The following is a 19,688-nucleotide window of genomic DNA, read 5'->3' as shown; positions in this document are numbered from 1 at the left end:
AATGATTATGGTAAAGACTTCATGAATAGATGTGATGTTTCCGTATATATTGTTCCCTTTGATTCCCTAATCCTAACTCTTTGGTTTTTTATTCTCAGGACTTACGCAAACAATAGCCGAAACACTGATTTTCATGTAGGGACAATTCATGAACATTGGTGTCAACTTAAGCCAAAAATAGCTTCGCTGCGGGCTTCATAACCCGCCAGAGAATGAATTCTCTGGCTCATAGCTAAAGTCTACTGAAGTAGACTGAATATTTTTGGGGATATCTAGTCCTCTTCAGAGGACTTTAGCTATGAGACAGGGATTTACAATCCCTGGCAGACGTGCGGTTTCGCATTAAGTTGACACCAATGAGCAATGTGTTTTACCCCTACAGATGACCATCGAAGAACGATTAATAAAAGGCTGAAACGACCCATTTTCGTATATGCATACCATGATTAAGTTGTACAGTGCGTAAGTCCTAAATTTTTAAGCTTATTTTGTTGTTCTCTGATTTTTGAAATCAATTCTTTAATTGCTTTAACCAACAGATTGAACTAATGCGATCACTTTCTCCTGTGGATTTACCTACTTTAGAGCAGATAGTTGAACGTTCTCCTTTAACTGTATTACCTGATACCCCACTTATTGATGTTATTGCTCTAATGAATAGGGTAAACAGCAGTATAGTAGAGTCTAACTTTGATTTTAGTAGTTGTGTTTTAGTAGTTGAAGAAACAAACTTAATCGGTATATTAACTCTACGGGATGTAATCCGCCTGACTGGGATGGGCAAAGATTTATCCAGTGTCAAAATCTCAGAGGTGATGACACAACCAGTCATCAGCCTGGGGTTGGCTCAGGCTCAAAATGCCCTCACAGCTTTATCTTTCATGCGTCAACATTGTATTCGCCATCTACCTGTAGTAGATGATCTTGGACAATTGGTAGGCTTAATTACCCAAGACAGAATTCGTCAGGTTATCCAACCAGTTCACCTGTTGAAATTGCAATGTGTGACGGAAGTAATGGTAACTGAAGTTATTCATGCTTTCCCAACTACATCTGTGCTGGAGTTGTCTCAAATTATGAGCGATCGCCAGATCAGTTGTGTGGTAATTGTCGCCCAACAGAAGACGAAATTGATCCCGGTAGGGATGATCACTGAAAAAGATATTATTAAATTCCATTTACAGGGATTAGATATAGCCCAAACCCAGGCGCAAGATGTGATGAGTACCCCTGTATTAAGCATCACTCCCACTGAATGTTTATGGACTGTTCACCAGTTGATGCAAGAGCGAAGGGTGCGGCGATTAACTGTAGTTGGAGAACAAAGCGAATTGCAAGGACTGGTGACACAAACTAATCTCCTGCAAGTGCTTGATCCCCTAGAAATAGACAGGGTAATTCAAGTTTTGCAAGCAAAAGTTGAGGAACAAACAGTTAAACTTAGGCAATGCAACCAGCAGTTAGAACAGGAAGTTAAACAACGTCGCCAAGCTCAACAAGAATTAGAGTTACGAGTGGCAGAGCGTACAGCTGAACTACTGCAAGCAAATGTACGTTTGAAACGGGAAATTGAGGAGCGCAAACAGACTGAAATAGCACTCCAGCAGCGTGAACATCAGTGGAAAGCTCTTTTTGATTATGCTCTTGATGCGATCGCTATTGCCGATGACGAGGGGCGCTATATAGAGGTCAATCCAGCAGCCTGTAAGCTATTTGGTGTATCTAAGGAAGAACTGTTAGGTTCCACAATCGCGGATTTTGCAGCACCCGAATTTGATTTTACCCAAGCTTGGCAAGAGTTCTACGAACAAGGACAAATGTTGGGTGAGTTCACCTTATATTGTCCCGATGGCACAGTGCGAGAAACTGAATTTGCGGCGGTTGCCAATTTTATACCACATCGTCATCTTGCAATACTGCGGGATGTGAGCGATCGCCAAGCCGCGCTACGCGATCATAAACAAGCTGAGGAAACCCTCAGAGAAAGTGAGCAACGGTTACAACTGGCGCTTAGTGTTGGTAACATTGGCACTTGGGAATGGAATCTGAAAACCAATCAGGTTATCTGGTCTGAGAGTTTGTTTACTTTATTTGGTCTAACTCCTGATACCTTTGATGTCAGCTATGAAAATTTTTCAAATCTCATTGTCCACCCTGAAGACCGCGAATTGTTGCATCAATCAGTTTTGCGAGCAATTGACCAGCAAGTACCCCATAATCTCGAATTCCGGTTTATTTACCCAGATGGCACAGTTGGTTGGTCAGTATGCAAGGGTCAAGTATTGTATGATGACACCACCAATAAGCCACTCCAGATGATCGGGGTGAATATAGATATCACCGAGCGCAAACAAGCGGAACTTGAAATCCGTAAATTTGTTTCTCTGATTGATAACAGCACAGAATTTATCGGTATGTGCGATATGAATTTTGTGCCATTCTATTTGAACCGGGCGGGTATGGAACTAGTCGGGCTGAATGACACTCAGCAATATAGGGAAACGTCAGTCAGGGAATTTTTCTTTCCCGAAGATCAGGACTTTATCATCAATGAATTTTTCCCGCGTGTTTTGCGTGAGGGACGGGCGGAATTAGAAATTCGTTTCCGTCATTTCCAGACGGGAGAAGCATTATGGATGGTTTACAGCGTTTCTTGCGTCAAAGACATGAACGACCAGCTAATTGGTCTAGCAGCCGTCAGCCGTAATATTAGCGATCGCAAGTTGGCCGAACAGAAAATTGCCGAACAAGCAGCTTTAATTGATATTGCTACCGATGCCATTTTTGTCCGCGATTTAGAAAACCGCATTCTGTTCTGGAGTCGAGGTGCTGAAAACTTATACGGTTGGACAGCAGAGGAAAGCATAGGGAAATTAGCCCATGAACTTTTCCAGGTAAAATCCTTATCTCAAATGGAAGCTGGTGTAAAAACCACTCTTGAACAAGGTTCTTGGCAAGGGGAGTTAGAAAAAACCACCAAAACTGGGAGAAAAATTATCGTTGCTAGTCGGTGGACACTGGTACACAATCAATTCGGACAAAGCCAATCTATCTTATCAGTCAACACCGACATCACCGAGAAAAAACAACTAGAGCAACAATTTTACCGCGCTCAACGCTTGGAGAGTGTAGGAATTCTAGCCAGTGGCATTACTCACGACCTCAACAACGTCTTTGCTCCCATAATCATGATTGCCCAATTGCTGCCTTTGAGATGCAAAAATGTGGATGCGCGGACTCAAGAACTGTTCAAAACACTAGAAAATAGCTCACAGCGTGGAGCGAACTTAGTTAAACAAATTCTCGCCTTTACCCGTGGTACAGAAGGGAAGCGCATCTTGTTGCAACCTGGGCATTTGCTCCAAGAATTGGTCAAAGTCATCAAACAGACATTTCCTAAATCTATTGAAATTGTTAATGACATTCCCATAAACACATTATGGATGGTGCAAGCCGATCCCACTCAACTAGAACAGGTATTTATGAACTTGGCAGTCAATGCCCGTGACGCTATGCCCAATGAGGGTATACTCACAATTAATGCCGAAAACCGGATGCTTGACGAAACAAACGCCCGAATGCGCCTGGACGCGAAAGCAGGAGGCTACATCGTTGTTACCGTCTCAGATACAGGGACGGGAATCCCTCCAGAATTCTTAGAGCGCATATTTGATCCCTTTTTTACAACTAAAGAAGTTGGTAAAGGTACAGGGCTAGGACTGTCAACAGTTTTAGGTATCGTCAAAAACCACGGTGGTTTTGTGGAAGTATCAACTCAGGTAAGTAAAGGGACACGATTTCAGGTCTTTTTGCCCAGAGGAGAAGGCAAAGCAACCGAGACAATAACAAAGGCAGAATTACCTGAAGGTAATGGCGAATTGATTTTAGTTGTTGATGATGAAGAGTTAGTAAAACAAACCAATCAGGAAACTTTAGAAGATTATAACTACAAAACCCTTGTAGCTAACGATGGCATTGAGGCGATCGCTTTGTATGCCCAGTATAAAGAACGAATTAGTGCAGTTTTGCTAGATATGTCCATGCCCAACATGGATGGATTAACAACTATCTCCATTTTGCGATCGCTCAACCCCAATATTAAGATTATTGCCACCAGTGGTTTACCCGCTAACGAGCAAAAGGCTATTGCCGTTGGTGCTGAGAAGTTTCTGCCTAAGCCTTACACAGCGACAGATTTATTGACTACTTTATCTGCTGTAATCGGGCATCCTCAATCATAGGCAAATTACACTCAATTCTGACCACAGAATTTCGATTTACGCTACCATTCCGCTTTTTCCAGCAGCCATTGCCGCCAATACGGTTCGATTAAGGCAAGAGACGCGATAAATCACCGTTTTTACAAGAATCAGTCCCTTGTAGAGACGGCGATTTATCGCGTCTTTGCTTTGCGATTAGCGGCGTGTCATCAAAAAACCTTATCCAAACCCCCAACTAGTCGCGGGAAGGGGGAAAATTCAAAGTCTCTCTTCTAAAAGGAGAGAGGTTTTCCAAATCCCGTGAGAAGTCATTAATTTTTTAGAAAAATTCGACTTAATTATCTCCTTAACTTTCCATAACTTATCTCCATCGACGCGATCGGGCTAGAAACCTAAAGTAAAGGAGTCCTGAAAAACGAAAGGGTAAAGCACCCAAAAACAGGACATTTCCCGACTTAAAACGAGGCTTATCGCTTCATCGAAAACATTATTTTCAACAATTAAGGAGAAATTCAAATGGGAACATACACTGGTGATAATTCTAACAACACTTTCATCGCTGACGAAGACGGACAACCTTGGTTGCTCTCTGGAAAAGGAGGCGATGACTACCTAGCTGGTAAATCTCAGAACGATAAAATTTATGGCGATGAAGGTAATGACAACCTACTTGGTGGAGCTGGTAACGACATCCTAGATGGTGGAACTGGCAACGATAACCTATATGGTGGAATCGGCTTTGATAGCCTGTATGGCGGAGATGGCAATGACAGACTATCTGACACAGATGGTATTGTCGATGGTGGTGCTGGTACTGATACTCTAGTTGCAGACTATAGCCAGTTGAATAATGGTGCTGGTGTTGATGCGGGATTTAATGGACAAAATGCCATCTTCAGCCGTGTAAATACTGCTACTTTACTCAGCTACAGCAATATTGAGAAATTTGAACTGACTGGTTCAAAATACGCCGATGTCCTGCGTGGTAATGCTGGCAATGACATCCTTAATGGTGGTGCTGGTGATGACCAGCTTTTTGGTGGTGCTAGCTATGATACGCTCAACGGTGGAGATGGCAACGACAGAATATATGACACAGATGGTATTGTTGATGGTGGTGCTGGCACTGATACTTTAGTTGCAGACTACAGCCAGTTGAATAATGGGGCTGGTATTGATGTAGCATACCAGGGTCAAAATGCCATCTACAGCCGCTTTACCGGAAATCCGGTACTCAACTACAGCAATATTGAGCGATTTGAAATTACTGGTTCACAATACGCCGATGTCCTGCGTGGTGGTACTGGCAATGACATCTTCAATGGCGGCGCTGGTGATGACCTAATTTTTGGTGGTGCTGGCTATGATACGCTCAACGGTGGCGATGGCAACGACAGAATAACTGACACCGATGGTATTGTTGATGGCGGTGCTGGCACTGATACTTTAGTTGCAGACTACAGCCAGTTGAATAATGGGGCTGGTATTGAAGTGGCATACCAGGGTAAAAATTCTATCTTCAGCCGCTATACTGGGAACCCTGTACTCAACTACAGCAATATTGAGCGATTTGAAATTACAGGCACACAATACACCGATGTCCTGCGTGGTACTGCTGGCAATGATATTCTTAATGGCGGTGCTGGCAATGACGTGCTGATTGCTGGTGCTGGCAATGATACGCTCAACGGTGGCGATGGCACTGATACTCTAGTTGCAGACTACAGCCAGTTGAATAATGGGGCTGGTATTGATGTCGGTTTTAATGGACAGAATGGCATCTTCAGCCGCTTGACTGGAAATTCTGTACTCAACTACAGCAATATTGAGCGATTTGAAATTACAGGCACTCAATACGCCGATGTACTACGTGGTACTGCTAGCAATGACATCCTCAATGGTGGCGCTGGTGATGACCAGATTTTTGGTGGTGCTGGCTATGATACGCTCAACGGTGGCGATGGCAACGATAGAATATCTGACACAGATGGTATTGTCAATGGTGGTGCTGGTACTGATACTTTAGTTGCAGACTATAGCCAGTTGAATAGTGGGGCTGGTGTTGATGTCGGTTTTAATGGACAGAATGCCATCTTCAGCCGCTTGACTGGAAATCCTGTACTCAACTACAGCAATATTGAGCGATTTGAAATTACAGGCACTCAATACGCCGATGTTCTGCGTGGTACTGCTGGCAATGACATCCTCAATGGTGGCGCTGGTGATGACCAGATTTTTGGTGGTGCTGGCTATGATACGCTCAACGGTGGCGATGGCAACGATAGAATATCTGACACAGATGGTATTGTCAATGGTGGTGCTGGTACTGATACTCTAGTTGCAGACTATAGCCAGTTGAATAGTGGGGCTGGTGTTGATGTCGGTTTTAATGGACAGAATGCCATCTTCAGCCGCTTGACTGGAAATCCTGTACTCAACTACAGCAATATTGAGCGATTTGAAATTACAGGCACTCAATACGCCGATGTCCTACGTGGTGGTACTGGCAATGACATCTTCAATGGCGGTGCTGGCGATGACCTAATGTTTGGTGGTGTTGGCAATGATACGCTCAACGGTGGCGATGGCAACGACAGAATAACTGACACCGATGGTATTGTTGATGGTGGTGCTGGCACTGATACTCTAGTTGCAGACTACAGCAAATTGAGCAATGGGGCTGGTGTTGATGTCGGATTCAATGGACAGAATGCCATTTTCAGCCGTTTGAGTGGGAATCCCGTACTCAGCTACAGCAATATTGAGCGATTTGAACTTACTGGTTCACAATACGCCGATGTCCTGCGTGGTGCTGCTGGCAATGATATCCTCACTGGTGGCGCTGGTAATGACCAGCTGATTGCTGGTGCTGGCAACGATCTTCTGGTTGGCGGAGTTGGCAGTGATATTCTCACTGGTGGTACTGGCGCAGATCAGTTTGTTTTCAATTCTAAGCTTGAAGGACTTGACGTTATCAAGGACTTCAGTCGAGTGGAAGGTGATAAGATTCAGATTTCTAAAATTGGATTTGGTATTACTGACTTCAGTGGTTTCAGCTACAATGACGCGACTGGTGCGTTGTTATTCCAAGGAACTCAATTTGCGACTCTTGAGAATAAGCCTAGTAATTTCGCGGTTAGCTTAGACATCCAGCTGATCTAGAATTTTGGAGAAATGAGTCTGACAAGTTCATAATTTGAAGCCGACAAACTTACACCCGGAACTGAAAATAATTTCCGGGTGTAATTTTTTCAATGGTAGGTATGGTGCGATCGCTTTCAATACGGTTCGGATAAATCATCAAAAAGACGCGATAAATCGCCGTCTCTAAAATAATCAGTCTTTCGTTTTGACAGCGATTTATCGCCTTTCTTACCTTAATTTTTAGTTATCCATTTATACCAATTATCTAAACCTACACCAGTAGTTGCGGAAACCTGAAAAATCTGAATTTGGGGATTCACCTGTACAGCATATTCTATGCATTTTTGAACATCAAAATCTACATAAGGCAATAAATCAATTTTAGTGATAATCATTACATCACTAGCACGGAATATATGTGGGTATTTTAGCGGCTTATCTTCTCCTTCTGTGACGGAGAGAATCACGACTTTTGCATTTTCTCCCAAATCAAATAAGGCTGGACAAACCAAATTTCCCACATTTTCAATCATCACAACTGAATTCAGTGGTGGATTCAGTTGTTGTAAACCCTTGTCTATCATTGATGCATCTAAATGACAGCCTGTTCCGGTATTTATTTGGATGACTTTAGAACCTGTTTCTTTAATTTTTTTGGCATCATTAGCAGTTTCTTGGTCGCCTTCAATGACACTAATAGATAATTGCTGCTTTAAATCATTGATGGTTCGCGTCAAAAGAGTTGTTTTACCTGCACCGGGAGAACTCATTAAATTTAAGGCGAGAATATTTCGACCTTTAAACCATCCGCGATTTTGGGCAGCTAGCAGGTTATTCTTTGCCAATATATCCTGTTCTAAAGATATCGTTGTGTTGTGTATTTTGGCATGAATTTGAGGCGCTTCTATATGAGTGTCGTGACTATGGGAATGAGTAATGACAGTACCATCTGGGAGAGTGTGAGTATGGTGATGATGGTTATGTTCAGTTTCATCTGTTTCTAAATTGGTAATTTTAGCTTCGCCATCATCAGAACAACCACAGGTTACACACATAATTCCTCTATTTCTATTTCTTTAATTTTAAGTTCTTCGCCAGTAATTAAATCTAATTCCACGCTACCGCAGTTACAGATTCCAAATGGTTTATCTAAATTAATTTCTGCACCACATTGCCGACATCTCCATAAACCGGGAATTTCTAAAATTTCTAATGTCGCCCCTTCTAAAACTGTACCTTGAGTGCAAATATCAAAACAAAATCGGATAGCGTCGGGCATGATGGCTGAAAGTTTGCCAATTTCTAATAAAACTCGCTGCACTTTTGCGCCTTTGGCATTTTCAGTCACAATTGCCACAATATTTTGGGTGATTCCGAGTTCGTGCATACTATAAAATCTATTAAATATTAACAAATTCGTGGCAATTGGTCGCCTACCAACATATCAACAATTCTTTCAGCACCAAAAACTGTTTTTAACAATACAATACCTGGGGGTGAGGTAATAACTTCGCCAATAATACAAGCATCTTTCCCTGCTGGGTGAGATTTCATAGCTGATAAAACGTTGTCAGCATTCTCTTTTGGAACCACTACAACTAACTTACCTTCATTAGCTAAATATAATGGGTCTAAACCGAGAATTTCGCAAACTCCGTTGACTTCTTCACGCACTGGTATAGATTCTTCGTAAAGACGAATTCCCACATTTGAACTGAGGGCAAATTCATTTAATACTGTAGCTAACCCACCGCGTGTAGCATCTCGCATAGCATGAACTTGTGGACATACTTGGAGAATAGTTTCTACTAAATTATGCAACGGCTGACAGTCACTTTCAATAGTAGTTTCTAAGGCTAATTCCCCACGGGCAATTAAAATTGCTGTCCCATGATTGCCTATTTCACCATTAATTATTACGGCATCTCCAGGTTTAATATTATGGGCGGAAATGCTAATTCCTCGTGGGATGATACCAATACCAGCAGTATTAATAAAGAGTTTATCGGCAGCACCACGATGTACAACTTTTGTGTCACCAGTGACAATTTTAACACCAGCTTTTTCTGCGGCTGCTTTCATGCTGTTTGCGACACGGCGTAAGGTTTCTACAGGTAATCCTTCTTCTAAAATTACGCTACAAGTTAGATATAAAGGTTTAGCACCGCTGACTGCTAAATCATTAACTGTGCCGTTAACGGCTAATTCTCCTATATCACTACCGGGGAAAAATAAGGGGTCTACAACATAAGAATCTGTTGTAAATGCGAGTCTGTCTCCTTGTTGCATGAGACTGGCTAAGTTGAAGCTGGCTTGGTCTTCTAGTTGGGAGAGAATTGGGTTATCAAAACTGCTGATAAAGATATCATCTATTAAATCGCGCATGGCTTTACCACCACTGCCATGTGCGAGAGTTATATGAGTGTCTTGCACTTTAGTTTGGCGACGACGGACTTTTTCTATTTTTTGGAATAGGGGATTTTGGACTGGGTTTGTGGGGGAAATATTCATATTAAATTTTTTTTTAAACGCAAAGGGACGCAGTAGACGCTTTTGCGGCTTGCCGCAGGCTGGGAAGCGCAGAGGTACGCTGAGTGTTATAAGTCTGAAGAGAAGCCGCAGGCGGGGAGAGGTTCTTGAGTTATTTTTGGTTTTTGGGCGATTGTTCTTTTGGCAATGGTGGAAAGTCGCCCGTATTTGTAATAGGCTGCACAAGCACCTTCGGAAGATACCATGCAAGTTCCAATTGGTGTTTCTGGTGTGCAAGCTGTACCAAATACTTTGCACTCCCAAGGTTTTAAGACTCCTTTAAGGATTTCTCCACATTTACAGGCTTTATGGTCGGCTACTTTGAGATTAGGAATGGTAAATTTAAGTTCGGCATCGAATTGGGCATATTCAGGTTGAATTTGTAATCCTGAATAAGGGATGTCACCTAAGCCACGCCAATCAAAACTATCTCGGACGGCGAAAACTTTATTTATGGCTTGCAGGGCTACTCTATTTCCAGATTTTTCGACAATTCGGTTATATTGATTTTCAACTTCGCAACGATTTTCTACTAGCTGTTGCAATAGCATCCAAATTGATTGGAGAATATCTAAGGGTTCAAATCCTGAGACGACTATTGGCTTATTATATTGTTGGGAAATAAATTGGTATGGGTCAGTGCCAATTACCATGCTGACATGGCCAGGGCCAACAAATCCATCTAGTTGTAAGTCGGGATTATCTAGTAGTGTTTTGAGGGCGGGAATCACGAGAACGTGATTGGAAAACAGACTAAAGTTATGAATTTCTTCGGCTGCTGCTTGCAGAATGGTGAAGGCGGTGCTGGGGGCTGTGGTTTCAAAGCCTAAAGCGAAGAATACTACTTCTTTGTTGGGGTTATCTCTGGCAATTTGTAGACTGTCTAAGGGAGAGTACACCATACGGATGTCTGCACCTTGTGCCCTAGCTTGCAGTAATGTGGTTTTGGAACCGGGAACTCTCATTGCGTCGCCAAAGGTGGCAAAAATGACGTTATGATTTTGAGAGATTGCGATCGCATCATCTAATCTCCCCTTTGGCATCACGCATACTGGACAACCAGGCCCATGAATTAGTTCAATAGCTTCGGGTAAAATTTCTTCGATACCATATTTAAATATAGAGTGGGTATGTCCGCCACATACTTCCATAATTTTGATAGGTTTTTCTAGCTGGCGGCATAATTTGGCGATTTCGCGGCGTATCGCTTCAGCTTTTTCCGGTTCGCGGAATTCGTCAACATATTTCATAGGAAGTGAAGAGTAGTGAGTTTTATCTATAGGAATCCGCTTTGATTTCTGAACGAATTTGCGTAGACAGGCAATAGGCAATAGGCAAGAAGGCTTCTTAGTTGTACTGAGTTTTTTCAGAAATCAAATATGAGTCCTATATCAGTTAATTTCGCTTTTGTGGTAGGAAGTTTTTTTAACAAACTGCTTTCTCTGCCTTTCTTTGCCTCTTGACACAAAAAAGGTCTATTGTTTATAGCAGATTCTAGGTAAATCAGGTACAAAATTTAAGAATAAAGCCATATACCAATAAAGTTTAAACCCTATTCCCTATTCCCTATTCCCTATTCCCTACTTGTGCTGCTGCTAATTCTTGGAATAGTTGTAAAGTTTCCGCCGCTTCTTGTTCGTTGATTCGATTCATCGCAAAGCCAACGTGTACTAGTACCCAATCGCCAATACAAGCTTCGGCGGGATGTTGTTCATCTACGATACAAGCAATATTTACCTCGCGTTTAACACCACCAATGTCAACTATCGCTAATTTATGGTTAGCATTGGTAATTTCTATAATTTGTCCGGGGATTCCTAAACACATTTTTTTATTTGTCAAGATAAACTAACCGCAGAAGAAATTATTTCTAAACAAAAGTTTGTCAACTATCAACACTCATGTATTAATTGTGCGGCTGTAATAACTGCTTGTCCTAGAGATAACCCGCCATCATTAGCTGGAACTAAGCTGTGAGTAAGTACTTTTATTCCCAATGCTTGTAATCCTTTAGTAACTTGGTCTAACAATATACAATTTTGAAATACGCCTCCTGTTAGGGCTATCTGATTAATCAGATTTTCTTGACTAAGATGCTTAACCATTTCTACAATCGCATTTGCTAAACCTTTGTGAAATTTAGCAGCTATAACTGATTGTGGAATCTGTTGCTGCAAGTCATCGAGCAAAGCTTGCCACATGGGACGCGGGTCTATACAATAAATACTATCTGAAAAGCTAAAACTAAAAGGATATATTAGCGTTTCTTTATCATTATTTAAGCTACTAACATCTACTATAGCTTCCATTGCGATCGCAGCTTGTCCTTCATAGCTACATTCATCTCTATAAATACCGATAGCCGCCGCCACCGCATCGAACAATCGCCCCACTGAGGAAGCTAGAGGAGAGTTAATCCCTTTATCTATTAGTTGATTGAGTAGTTTGAGTGGTTTGTTTTTCAAAAATTGAACTATTTCTAAATCAGTATATTTTTGTTCGCAATCATCCCAAAGGTTAGCCGCTACTAATTGGGTATATGTATTACGCCAAGGCTGATAAATAGCTTGTTCACCACCAAGCATTGCTACTGGTTTAAATGTTGCTAGGCGTTTAAATTTCCGGTAATCTGCTAAAAGAAATTCTCCACCCCAGAGTGTACTATCGTCGCCGTAACCTAAACCATCTAAAGCAATGCCTAATACTGGAGGGGAATCTAAAGGAATCCCATTTTCTGCCATGCAAGCGGCGATATGGGCGTGATGATGTTGGATGTGATGAATTTTGATTTGATTGGTTTCTGCAAGTTCTTTACCAAATTTGCTTGAGAGATATTCAGGATGTTTATCAATAGCGATTACTTCTGGTTTATGCTCAAATAAATTTAAGTATAAATTTAAAGTCTCTTGATAAGTATTGAAAGCCGCAGCATTTTCTAAATCTCCCAGATGTTGAGAGAGAATTGCTTCTCCTTCCCGCAATAAGCAAAAGGTATTTTTTAACTCACTACCCATTGCTAAAATTTGCGGTATTTTGTGAAATCCTGGTGGTAAACTAATTGGTGTTGGTGCATATCCTCTAGCACGGCGAATTGTTTGAACTTTATCACCGATAACACGCACAACCGAATCATCTACCCGATTAATAATCTCTCGATTGTGGAAGAGAAGGTAATCAGCTATTTTCCCTAATTTCTCTCTTGCTTCGTCGTTATCAATACATTGTGGTTCATCAGCAAGATTGCCACTTGTTAGAACTATTGGGCGATTCATCCGCCGCAAAATCAAATGATGTAAGGGCGTATAAGGTAACATGAAGCCAAGGATATTTTGCCCAGATGCTACCGATGGTGCTACTACTTTTTTACCTGTCACTTGTAATAAAACAATTGGTGCGGCGGAACTTGTCAATAATTCTTTTTCTTTGGCGTTGACAATACAATATTGTTCAATTATCTCAATATCTCGCGCCATTAAAGCCAAGGGTTTATGATAGCGCTTTTTACGCTGACGCAGTTTTTGTACAACAGTTTCCTGTGTTGCATCGCAAGCCAGATGAATACCACCTAACCCTTTAATTGCTACAATTTCTCCCTTTTGCAATAAGCTACAAACAGCATCGACATCATCCAACATCGAAAACATAGAAGCAGTAACCGATTTCCCATCAGCACGTTCTAACCAAGCTGTAGGGCCGCAAGTATAACAAGCTACAGGTTGGGCGTGAAAACGACGGTTTTCGACATCGTGGTATTCCTTTCCACATTCGGGACACATAACAAACGCAGACATACTGGTATTGCATCTGTCATAAGGAATGGCACGAATAATACTTAGGCGTGGGCCGCAATGAGTGCAGTTAGTAAATGGGTAGCGATAAAAGCGGCTAAAAGGGTCGAATATTTCTTGTTGACACTCCGGACAAGTGGCTGCATCAGGAACAACTTCTGTTTTAATTGCACTATTAACACTACTAGAAATCACAAAATTATTAAAGTTAAATTCACCTTTGTAAGGAGTTCGAGTTAGTTCATTAATTTTTGCTAATGGTGGACACTCTGTTTGCAATCTGGCAACAAATTCTGTTAATGCTTCCTCACTACCAGATACCCGAATTAATACACCTTCACCATCATTACAAACATCTCCACATAAACCGTAAGCTTTAGCCAGACGATATACAGTAGGGCGAAATCCTACTCCCTGAACAGTACCGCGAACTCTAATTTCTTCATTCGCCATATAATTTTGACTTTCAAAAATTATAAATTACAAATTACAAATTACGTTAGCGTAGCGGTAGCGAGGAACGAGCGTCATTACGAATTATTAATCTGCCACAGCAATATTCGATTATTTCCAGAATCAGCTATTACCGCCGTATTCCCACAAATTTTTATGCCATAACACCAATTTAAGCTATCTCGTTTCGGCAGCCCAAAATTCCGATTTTCACCTTTACTTTGAAAATTCATTTGTCCTGCCAACCCATCTGCCACTACACCTTGCAATGATAAAATTGATTCTGGCTTTCTCCATCCTAACAACCGAGAATTAGCCGTATCTGCAACTACTAACCAATCTTCAGTTACCCCTACACCATAAGGCATACTCAAACTACTAGCGCTTGGCAAATAAACTCCTTGATTCATTTCCACAAAATCAAAGCTTTTTTGTCCTAAAACCACTGCACAAGGGGTATTGTTTTCTGTTGGTATTCCCTGCCAAATCATCACTCTATGATTACCTGCATCGCTGACAACCAGATTCTCTCCCCAAAAGGTAATATCGTGACACCAACGCATACTCGCTGCGGTTGCAGAAGCACCGCCGTTTTCATTGCGAGATATCATATCCGGTTGTCCCAAAACTAAATCAGCAGGTTGACCATTTTCTGTTGGTAACTGATGCCAAATCAATACTCTTCGATTTCCTGTATCGGCAATAAATAGCTGTCCTTGATGATAAAAAACACCATAGGGCCAGTGCATTGTACTGGCAGATGCTTGTTGACTTCCCCGATTGGGTTCATTATCAATAAAATTAGCTTGTCCTAACACTAAATCTGCTGGAACATTGTTATCTTCTGGTAAGTTTTTCCAAATCAAAACCCGATGATTCCAAGCATCTGCTACAGCTAATCCTTCGCCACAAGCACAAATCCCAGTTGGTACACTTAAAGTTGCGCTTCCCGGTGTACCTTTAGCATTTTGTCCTTCATGATAAAAGTCAGGTTGTCCAATTACCCAATCAGCCGATTGACTATCTCTAGTAGGTAAATTTCGCCATCCCAATAACCGATGATGTCCTGTATCTGATACCCACAAAGGGCCAGTTTCTGATAACAAACAAGCACCACGAGGCCCAAACATTTCTATAGAACTTGGTGCTACAGGTATAACTAATTGCTGCGGTTCAATAATGTTGCCTAAAATTACCTCTGCACCCTGAGATGATAGAGGTAAATCTTGAAAGATTTCTGTTGCTTCTGACGGTAATTGTGATATGGGATTAATTATGATTGGGATATCCATAAACCGCAGATAGACACTGTTAATTATTTAAAAACATTAATGTTTATTAGCATGTAACAACAGTAACAAATTTGCATTATGTTTTTATCAACAAATCAGATGCGTTCCCTGGAATAAAACAAATTCTGTTCAGAATTCAGAATAAAAAATAAATATGTCTATTTGCTTGCGGAAAACACCGAAATGAGAAAGCAATATGTCTATTTGCTTGCTGAATCTACTGAAATGAGAAAGCAATATGTCTATTCAATACGGTTCGCCTAAGGCAAGAGACGCGATAAATCGCCGTCTCTACAAAGGACTGATTCTTGTCAAGACGGCGACTTATCGCGTCTTTGCGATTGGTTGCGTGTCATCAAAAAACCTTATCCGAACCGGATTGTATGTCTATTTGCTTACACAAAACACTAAAATGAAACTCAGTAGAGTGGTGGCGAAATTATTGATGGGTGAAGTATTAAGAGCTGATTCGTAAACAAAAGATTAAACTGTCATTCGTTTTACCATCAGACGAATCAATGAGCCTTAATTCTCTTACTCCTTTGCGAATTGTGTCTCTATTCCATCCTAATTCTGATTGTGCAAGCCTTTGCCCTCCTAAACCTAAGCCCTGAACTGTCTGTGCCATAAATTTGCGCTTTGCTGCACCCTTTAATTGAGACACAGTTGGATCTTCGATACTTGTTATGCTAAACTATTAAATCAAATGCCAGTTTAATACGCATCTAATTCTGAAATTTTCAAAGTTTCTAAATCCATACCCTGAACGTTTAATCAGCTTGAGCTTGTTATTAATTCCTTCCACAGTGCCACTGGTTGTCCTATTATCAAAGTAAGCGATAATTTCACTAAACCAACGAATAATAGTATTGTTACTATTTGGGAAGTATTTCTTAGCTTTTGATAACCAAATACCTAGTCTAAAAGTTGCTGAGTACCAATCCTTTGCGTTATTGAAAATTTTCCTAATCTTTTCTTTCAATTCGTGAATTTCCTTCAAAATAGGCGATACATTTTTCAGCTTAATCAGTTGATTCAATTGCTCCTCATTTAATTTATCTTCATTCTTAAGCAAGGGGTGTTTACTATTTTTTAATCCTGCTAATATTTCTTCATACTTAGATTTTTCTGTGGCATTTGCTTTCTTAATTAAATCTTATCCTTTGCATTTTTCTCTTTTTTTTGTGTATCTAATTCTTTATTAATCTGTGCCATTACGTGAAATCTATCGGCTACTACTTGGGCATTTGGCATTAATTCTGTTACTATTTTTTTATAGCCATTCCACAAATCTATACTGACTTTTTCTATATTTCCTAGAATCTCTGTTCCCCACTCTACAAAGGTTTGCTTGATTATTTCTTGTGTTCGCCCACTTAAGATTGTAACTAATTTGCCTTGATCTAAATCAACTAATACAGCGCAGTAATTACCATGTCCTTTTTTTAAGGCTATTTCATCAATTCCCAATCTTTTTAAATTTATAGGTTTTAAATTTGGTAATTCTTCCGATGCATCTTTGAGCATTCTTTCTATTTCGTCTTTTGTGACTATACCTTTTGATGCTACACTAAGAATATCATTTTCTAAAACTTCTTGTATTGTCTTATTTGCTAGGCGTTTTGTATAAGTTCTTTTCTTTTTCACAAAATCTAAATTTTCACTAAAAGGTTTTTTACATTGTTCACATTTAAACTGTCGTCTATTAATTTCTAAAAATACTTCTTTTTCTCCAAAAGGCAGGTCTTTAATAATATATCTATGGTTTTGATGTAATTTATGGCTGGTTGTGCCACATCTAGGGCAGGTACTAAACGACTTTTCTTGTTCAACTTGTAAAATCATCCCAATTCCAACATAAAGACGATGTGATATAACTTTCACACCGCTTAAATCAAGAAGCTCTGTTAAAATTTTAATACCTCTTTTACCAGTCATAACTCTGAACTTATCTAAAAATACTCTTCACTGTATTTATAGTTAATAGTAAATGTTATTTATATGTCAACCTTTGCAACAGTTCCAGCTATTTACTGATACCCTTTTTAAAAGTATTTAACATATACAGCTAATAGTTTGGCATAGCAAGTACAGAAGATCCAGAATTTATGCGTTGGGTAATGGATACGTTTCGGTGGATTGTGGCAATTGTTCTTAGACCTTTGGAGAAAAGGGGTTTTGTCCATTTACCCAAGCGTTGGGTTGTTGATCGCACCTTTGGCTGGCTGAATTGGTGTCGGCGTTTAAGTAAAGATTATGAAAGACTACCCGAAACTTCGGAGACATTCATTTATGTTGCCATGATTCGTATCACGGTTCGACGGCTTGCATAATTTTTAGCTGACTCTGACTTTTAAAACATCTTCTTAGAGCTTTTCTTAGTGCAATTCGGGGTGCAATTTGGGATAAACCCTTCTTAACCTTTCACGAATGCTTTTCGCAACACCCTTGAAAAAAGGATAATTTAACCTATTACTGACAAAAATTGCATAAAATCTTAAACAATCTCTGATAAATTTATAACTGTTTAATATATTAGGATTGCTGTATGTCAGCAAAAGAGTTTCTCAAAGCTAAATTTGATTCCCTTTATCCTCATCTGAATGAGAGATCAATACGTCTGTGGGCTGCCGCAGAAGCTATTGCATTCGGAAGAGGTGGGATTACGCAAGTTTCTCAAGCAACAGGTCTGTCACCAAAAACGATTCGTGTCGGAATCCGTGAACTTGAAATTGAGCCAGATACTCAAATCAAACATACTCAATTTCAGGAGAAAGTTCGATGTAAAGGAGGTGGTAGAAAGCGTCTGCTAGACACTGACCAAACCTTAATTCCAGACCTGGAATTATTAATTCAACCAGTAAGTTGTGGAAATTCAGATCCACCTCTACGTTGGACTTGTGAAAGCACCACAAAAATAGCTGAAAAATTGCGAACTAAGGGTCATGTTATCAGCGCTAGAAAAGTTGCTTATTTATTGTGTGAACTGGGCTACAGTCTACAAAAAAACTGTAAAACTAAAGAACGATCTTCTAACTATGATCGAAACATTCAACTTCAATATATTTATGATCAAGTGCAGAATTTTCAAGCCCGTGGACAACTGATAATTTCACTTGTAATCAAGAAAAAAGAAGTGATTAAAAATTTGAAGGAAGATGTAGAAGAATGTCAATCTAAAAAACAGTTTATCAAGGCTAATACTGATTATTTTCCCGAATATCAAAAACTCTTAAATACTCTACCGTATGAAGCTTATGATTTGACTACAAGCCAGGGATGGGTAAATGTGGGCATTAATAATGCCACTGTAGAGGTCACTGTTGAGTCAATTCGTCGATGGTGGCAAGATATGGGTAAAAAAACTTACAAAAATGCTACAGAATTGTTTATTACAGCAGACTGTAGTGAGCGTGATGAGTATTGCTTGCAGTTATGGAAGGCCCAACTCCAGAAACTTGCTAACGAAATTGGACTTATCATTCAGTTTGCACATTTTCCGCCTGCTACAAGTAAGTGGAACAACATAGAACATCGTATGTTCTGTCTGATTACAGAAAACTGGAGAGGTAGACCACTAACCATTAAAGAAGTAGCTATTAATTTAATTAGTACTGTTACCACCAATGAAGAACTAGTAATTAGTACTCCAAAAGATGAAAATAAATGCCAGATAGATATAGATATTAATGACAAAGAATTGTCAAGAGTCCACCTAGAAAAAATTAAATTCCATAATGACTGGAACTACCGATTTTTACCTCCGACTTATTTAGAATTATCGTCTTGCTTTAATAATAAAGGCGAACACACTTTTTGAGATTAATAGAGAAAGGCACATGCATTATCTGCGAATTTTAATCCACAGTATCCGCATATATGGTTCTGCTTTTTCGGGGCTTTTGAAGTAACATACCATGTTCCTTGACAGGCAACCGTCGGCTATCTCCAACTCTCTCACCATAATGATTATCATTACTATAAAAGTGAGAATTTAATTTACTAAAATCCTTATTTAATAAGGGTTACGCTAAATCCCACTCTGATTCAGACTTGTCAATATTTAGATGCGTTTGCCCTGAGGTTAGGAGTAGCTACTATCCTTGTAGGAGAGGGCTTTCACCTTTGTCCCAGGTTTCGTTAGGAGATTTTCAAGGTTCTGTTCCTTGGTGTTCTCACCCTTAGTTATGTGTTGGCTTAGGAACGAGTCACAGATTCATTGCCTTGGGGTATTAAACAGTATCGTAGACTACAAAAACTTT

At 40.2% G+C, this 19,688-nt stretch carries 12 protein-coding genes and 3 pseudogenes; 6 read left to right on the top strand and 9 right to left on the bottom strand.

What is annotated here, in order from left to right:
• From A4S05_RS42790 to A4S05_RS43885, 4 genes are all read left to right on the top strand, one after another.
• A partial coding sequence (locus tag A4S05_RS42790) for a hypothetical protein (RefSeq protein WP_218108006.1) occupies positions 1-201 on the top strand: 201 nt, incomplete at its 5' end.
• Positions 202-548: 347 nt separating this feature from the next.
• Complete coding sequence (locus tag A4S05_RS34485) at positions 549-4,241, top strand: PAS domain S-box protein (protein ID WP_069074269.1); 3,693 nt, start codon at positions 549-551, stop codon at positions 4,239-4,241.
• A 495-nt stretch (positions 4,242-4,736) separates the two neighbouring features.
• Entirely contained in the window at positions 4,737-7,382 is a 2,646-nt protein-coding gene (locus A4S05_RS44110; protein WP_069074268.1) for a calcium-binding protein, read from the top strand.
• A 34-nt stretch (positions 7,383-7,416) separates the two neighbouring features.
• Complete coding sequence (locus tag A4S05_RS43885) at positions 7,417-7,551, top strand: hypothetical protein (RefSeq protein WP_256091359.1); 135 nt, start codon at positions 7,417-7,419, stop codon at positions 7,549-7,551.
• Between the two features lie 46 nt (positions 7,552-7,597).
• Here A4S05_RS43885 and hypB read toward each other — a convergent pair whose 3' ends face one another.
• From hypB to A4S05_RS34435, 9 genes and pseudogenes are all read right to left on the bottom strand, one after another.
• On the bottom strand, positions 7,598-8,419 hold the full coding sequence (gene hypB, locus A4S05_RS34475) for a hydrogenase nickel incorporation protein HypB (protein WP_069074267.1): 822 nt from the start codon (positions 8,417-8,419) through the stop codon (positions 7,598-7,600).
• On the bottom strand, positions 8,410-8,751 hold the full coding sequence (gene hypA / locus A4S05_RS34470; protein ID WP_069074266.1) for a hydrogenase maturation nickel metallochaperone HypA: 342 nt from the start codon (positions 8,749-8,751) through the stop codon (positions 8,410-8,412). The genes hypB and hypA overlap by 10 nt, the downstream gene beginning before the upstream one ends.
• 20 nt (positions 8,752-8,771) lie before the next feature.
• Positions 8,772-9,875 carry a hydrogenase expression/formation protein HypE gene (gene hypE, locus A4S05_RS34465; protein ID WP_069074265.1) on the bottom strand — a complete coding sequence of 368 codons (1,104 nt, stop codon included), beginning with the start codon at positions 9,873-9,875 and terminating at the stop codon, positions 8,772-8,774.
• 86 nt (positions 9,876-9,961) lie between these two features.
• Positions 9,962-11,143, bottom strand: coding sequence for a hydrogenase formation protein HypD (gene hypD, locus A4S05_RS34460; RefSeq protein ID WP_069074264.1), 1,182 nt, complete (start codon positions 11,141-11,143; stop codon positions 9,962-9,964).
• Positions 11,144-11,459: 316 nt separating this feature from the next.
• Complete coding sequence (locus tag A4S05_RS34455; protein ID WP_069074263.1) at positions 11,460-11,720, bottom strand: HypC/HybG/HupF family hydrogenase formation chaperone; 261 nt, start codon at positions 11,718-11,720, stop codon at positions 11,460-11,462.
• A 65-nt stretch (positions 11,721-11,785) separates the two neighbouring features.
• Positions 11,786-14,134 carry a carbamoyltransferase HypF gene (gene hypF / locus A4S05_RS34450; protein WP_069074262.1) on the bottom strand — a complete coding sequence of 783 codons (2,349 nt, stop codon included), beginning with the start codon at positions 14,132-14,134 and terminating at the stop codon, positions 11,786-11,788.
• A gap of 77 nt (positions 14,135-14,211) precedes the next feature.
• Positions 14,212-15,426, bottom strand: a complete 1,215-nt coding sequence (locus tag A4S05_RS34445) for an NHL repeat-containing protein (RefSeq protein ID WP_069074261.1) — start codon at positions 15,424-15,426, stop codon at positions 14,212-14,214.
• A 523-nt stretch (positions 15,427-15,949) separates the two neighbouring features.
• Positions 15,950-16,114, bottom strand: a pseudogene (locus A4S05_RS39700) (ISAzo13 family transposase); the annotation flags it as partial.
• 9 nt (positions 16,115-16,123) lie between these two features.
• Positions 16,124-17,364, bottom strand: a pseudogene (locus A4S05_RS34435) (ISL3 family transposase).
• Between the two features lie 212 nt (positions 17,365-17,576).
• Between A4S05_RS34435 and A4S05_RS40955 the strand changes: the two are divergent.
• Both A4S05_RS40955 and A4S05_RS34430 read left to right on the top strand, forming a co-directional pair.
• Positions 17,577-17,759: pseudogene (locus A4S05_RS40955) on the top strand (transposase); the annotation flags it as partial.
• 215 nt (positions 17,760-17,974) lie between these two features.
• Positions 17,975-19,246, top strand: a complete 1,272-nt coding sequence (locus A4S05_RS34430; protein ID WP_069074259.1) for an ISAzo13 family transposase — start codon at positions 17,975-17,977, stop codon at positions 19,244-19,246.
• Positions 19,247-19,688 lie beyond the last annotated feature (442 nt).

Source organism: Nostoc sp. KVJ20 (assembly GCF_001712795.1).
GTDB lineage: Bacteria > Cyanobacteriota > Cyanobacteriia > Cyanobacteriales > Nostocaceae > Nostoc.
Note: the sequence above shows the minus strand (reverse complement) of the source record. Positions and strands in the feature narration are given on the sequence as shown.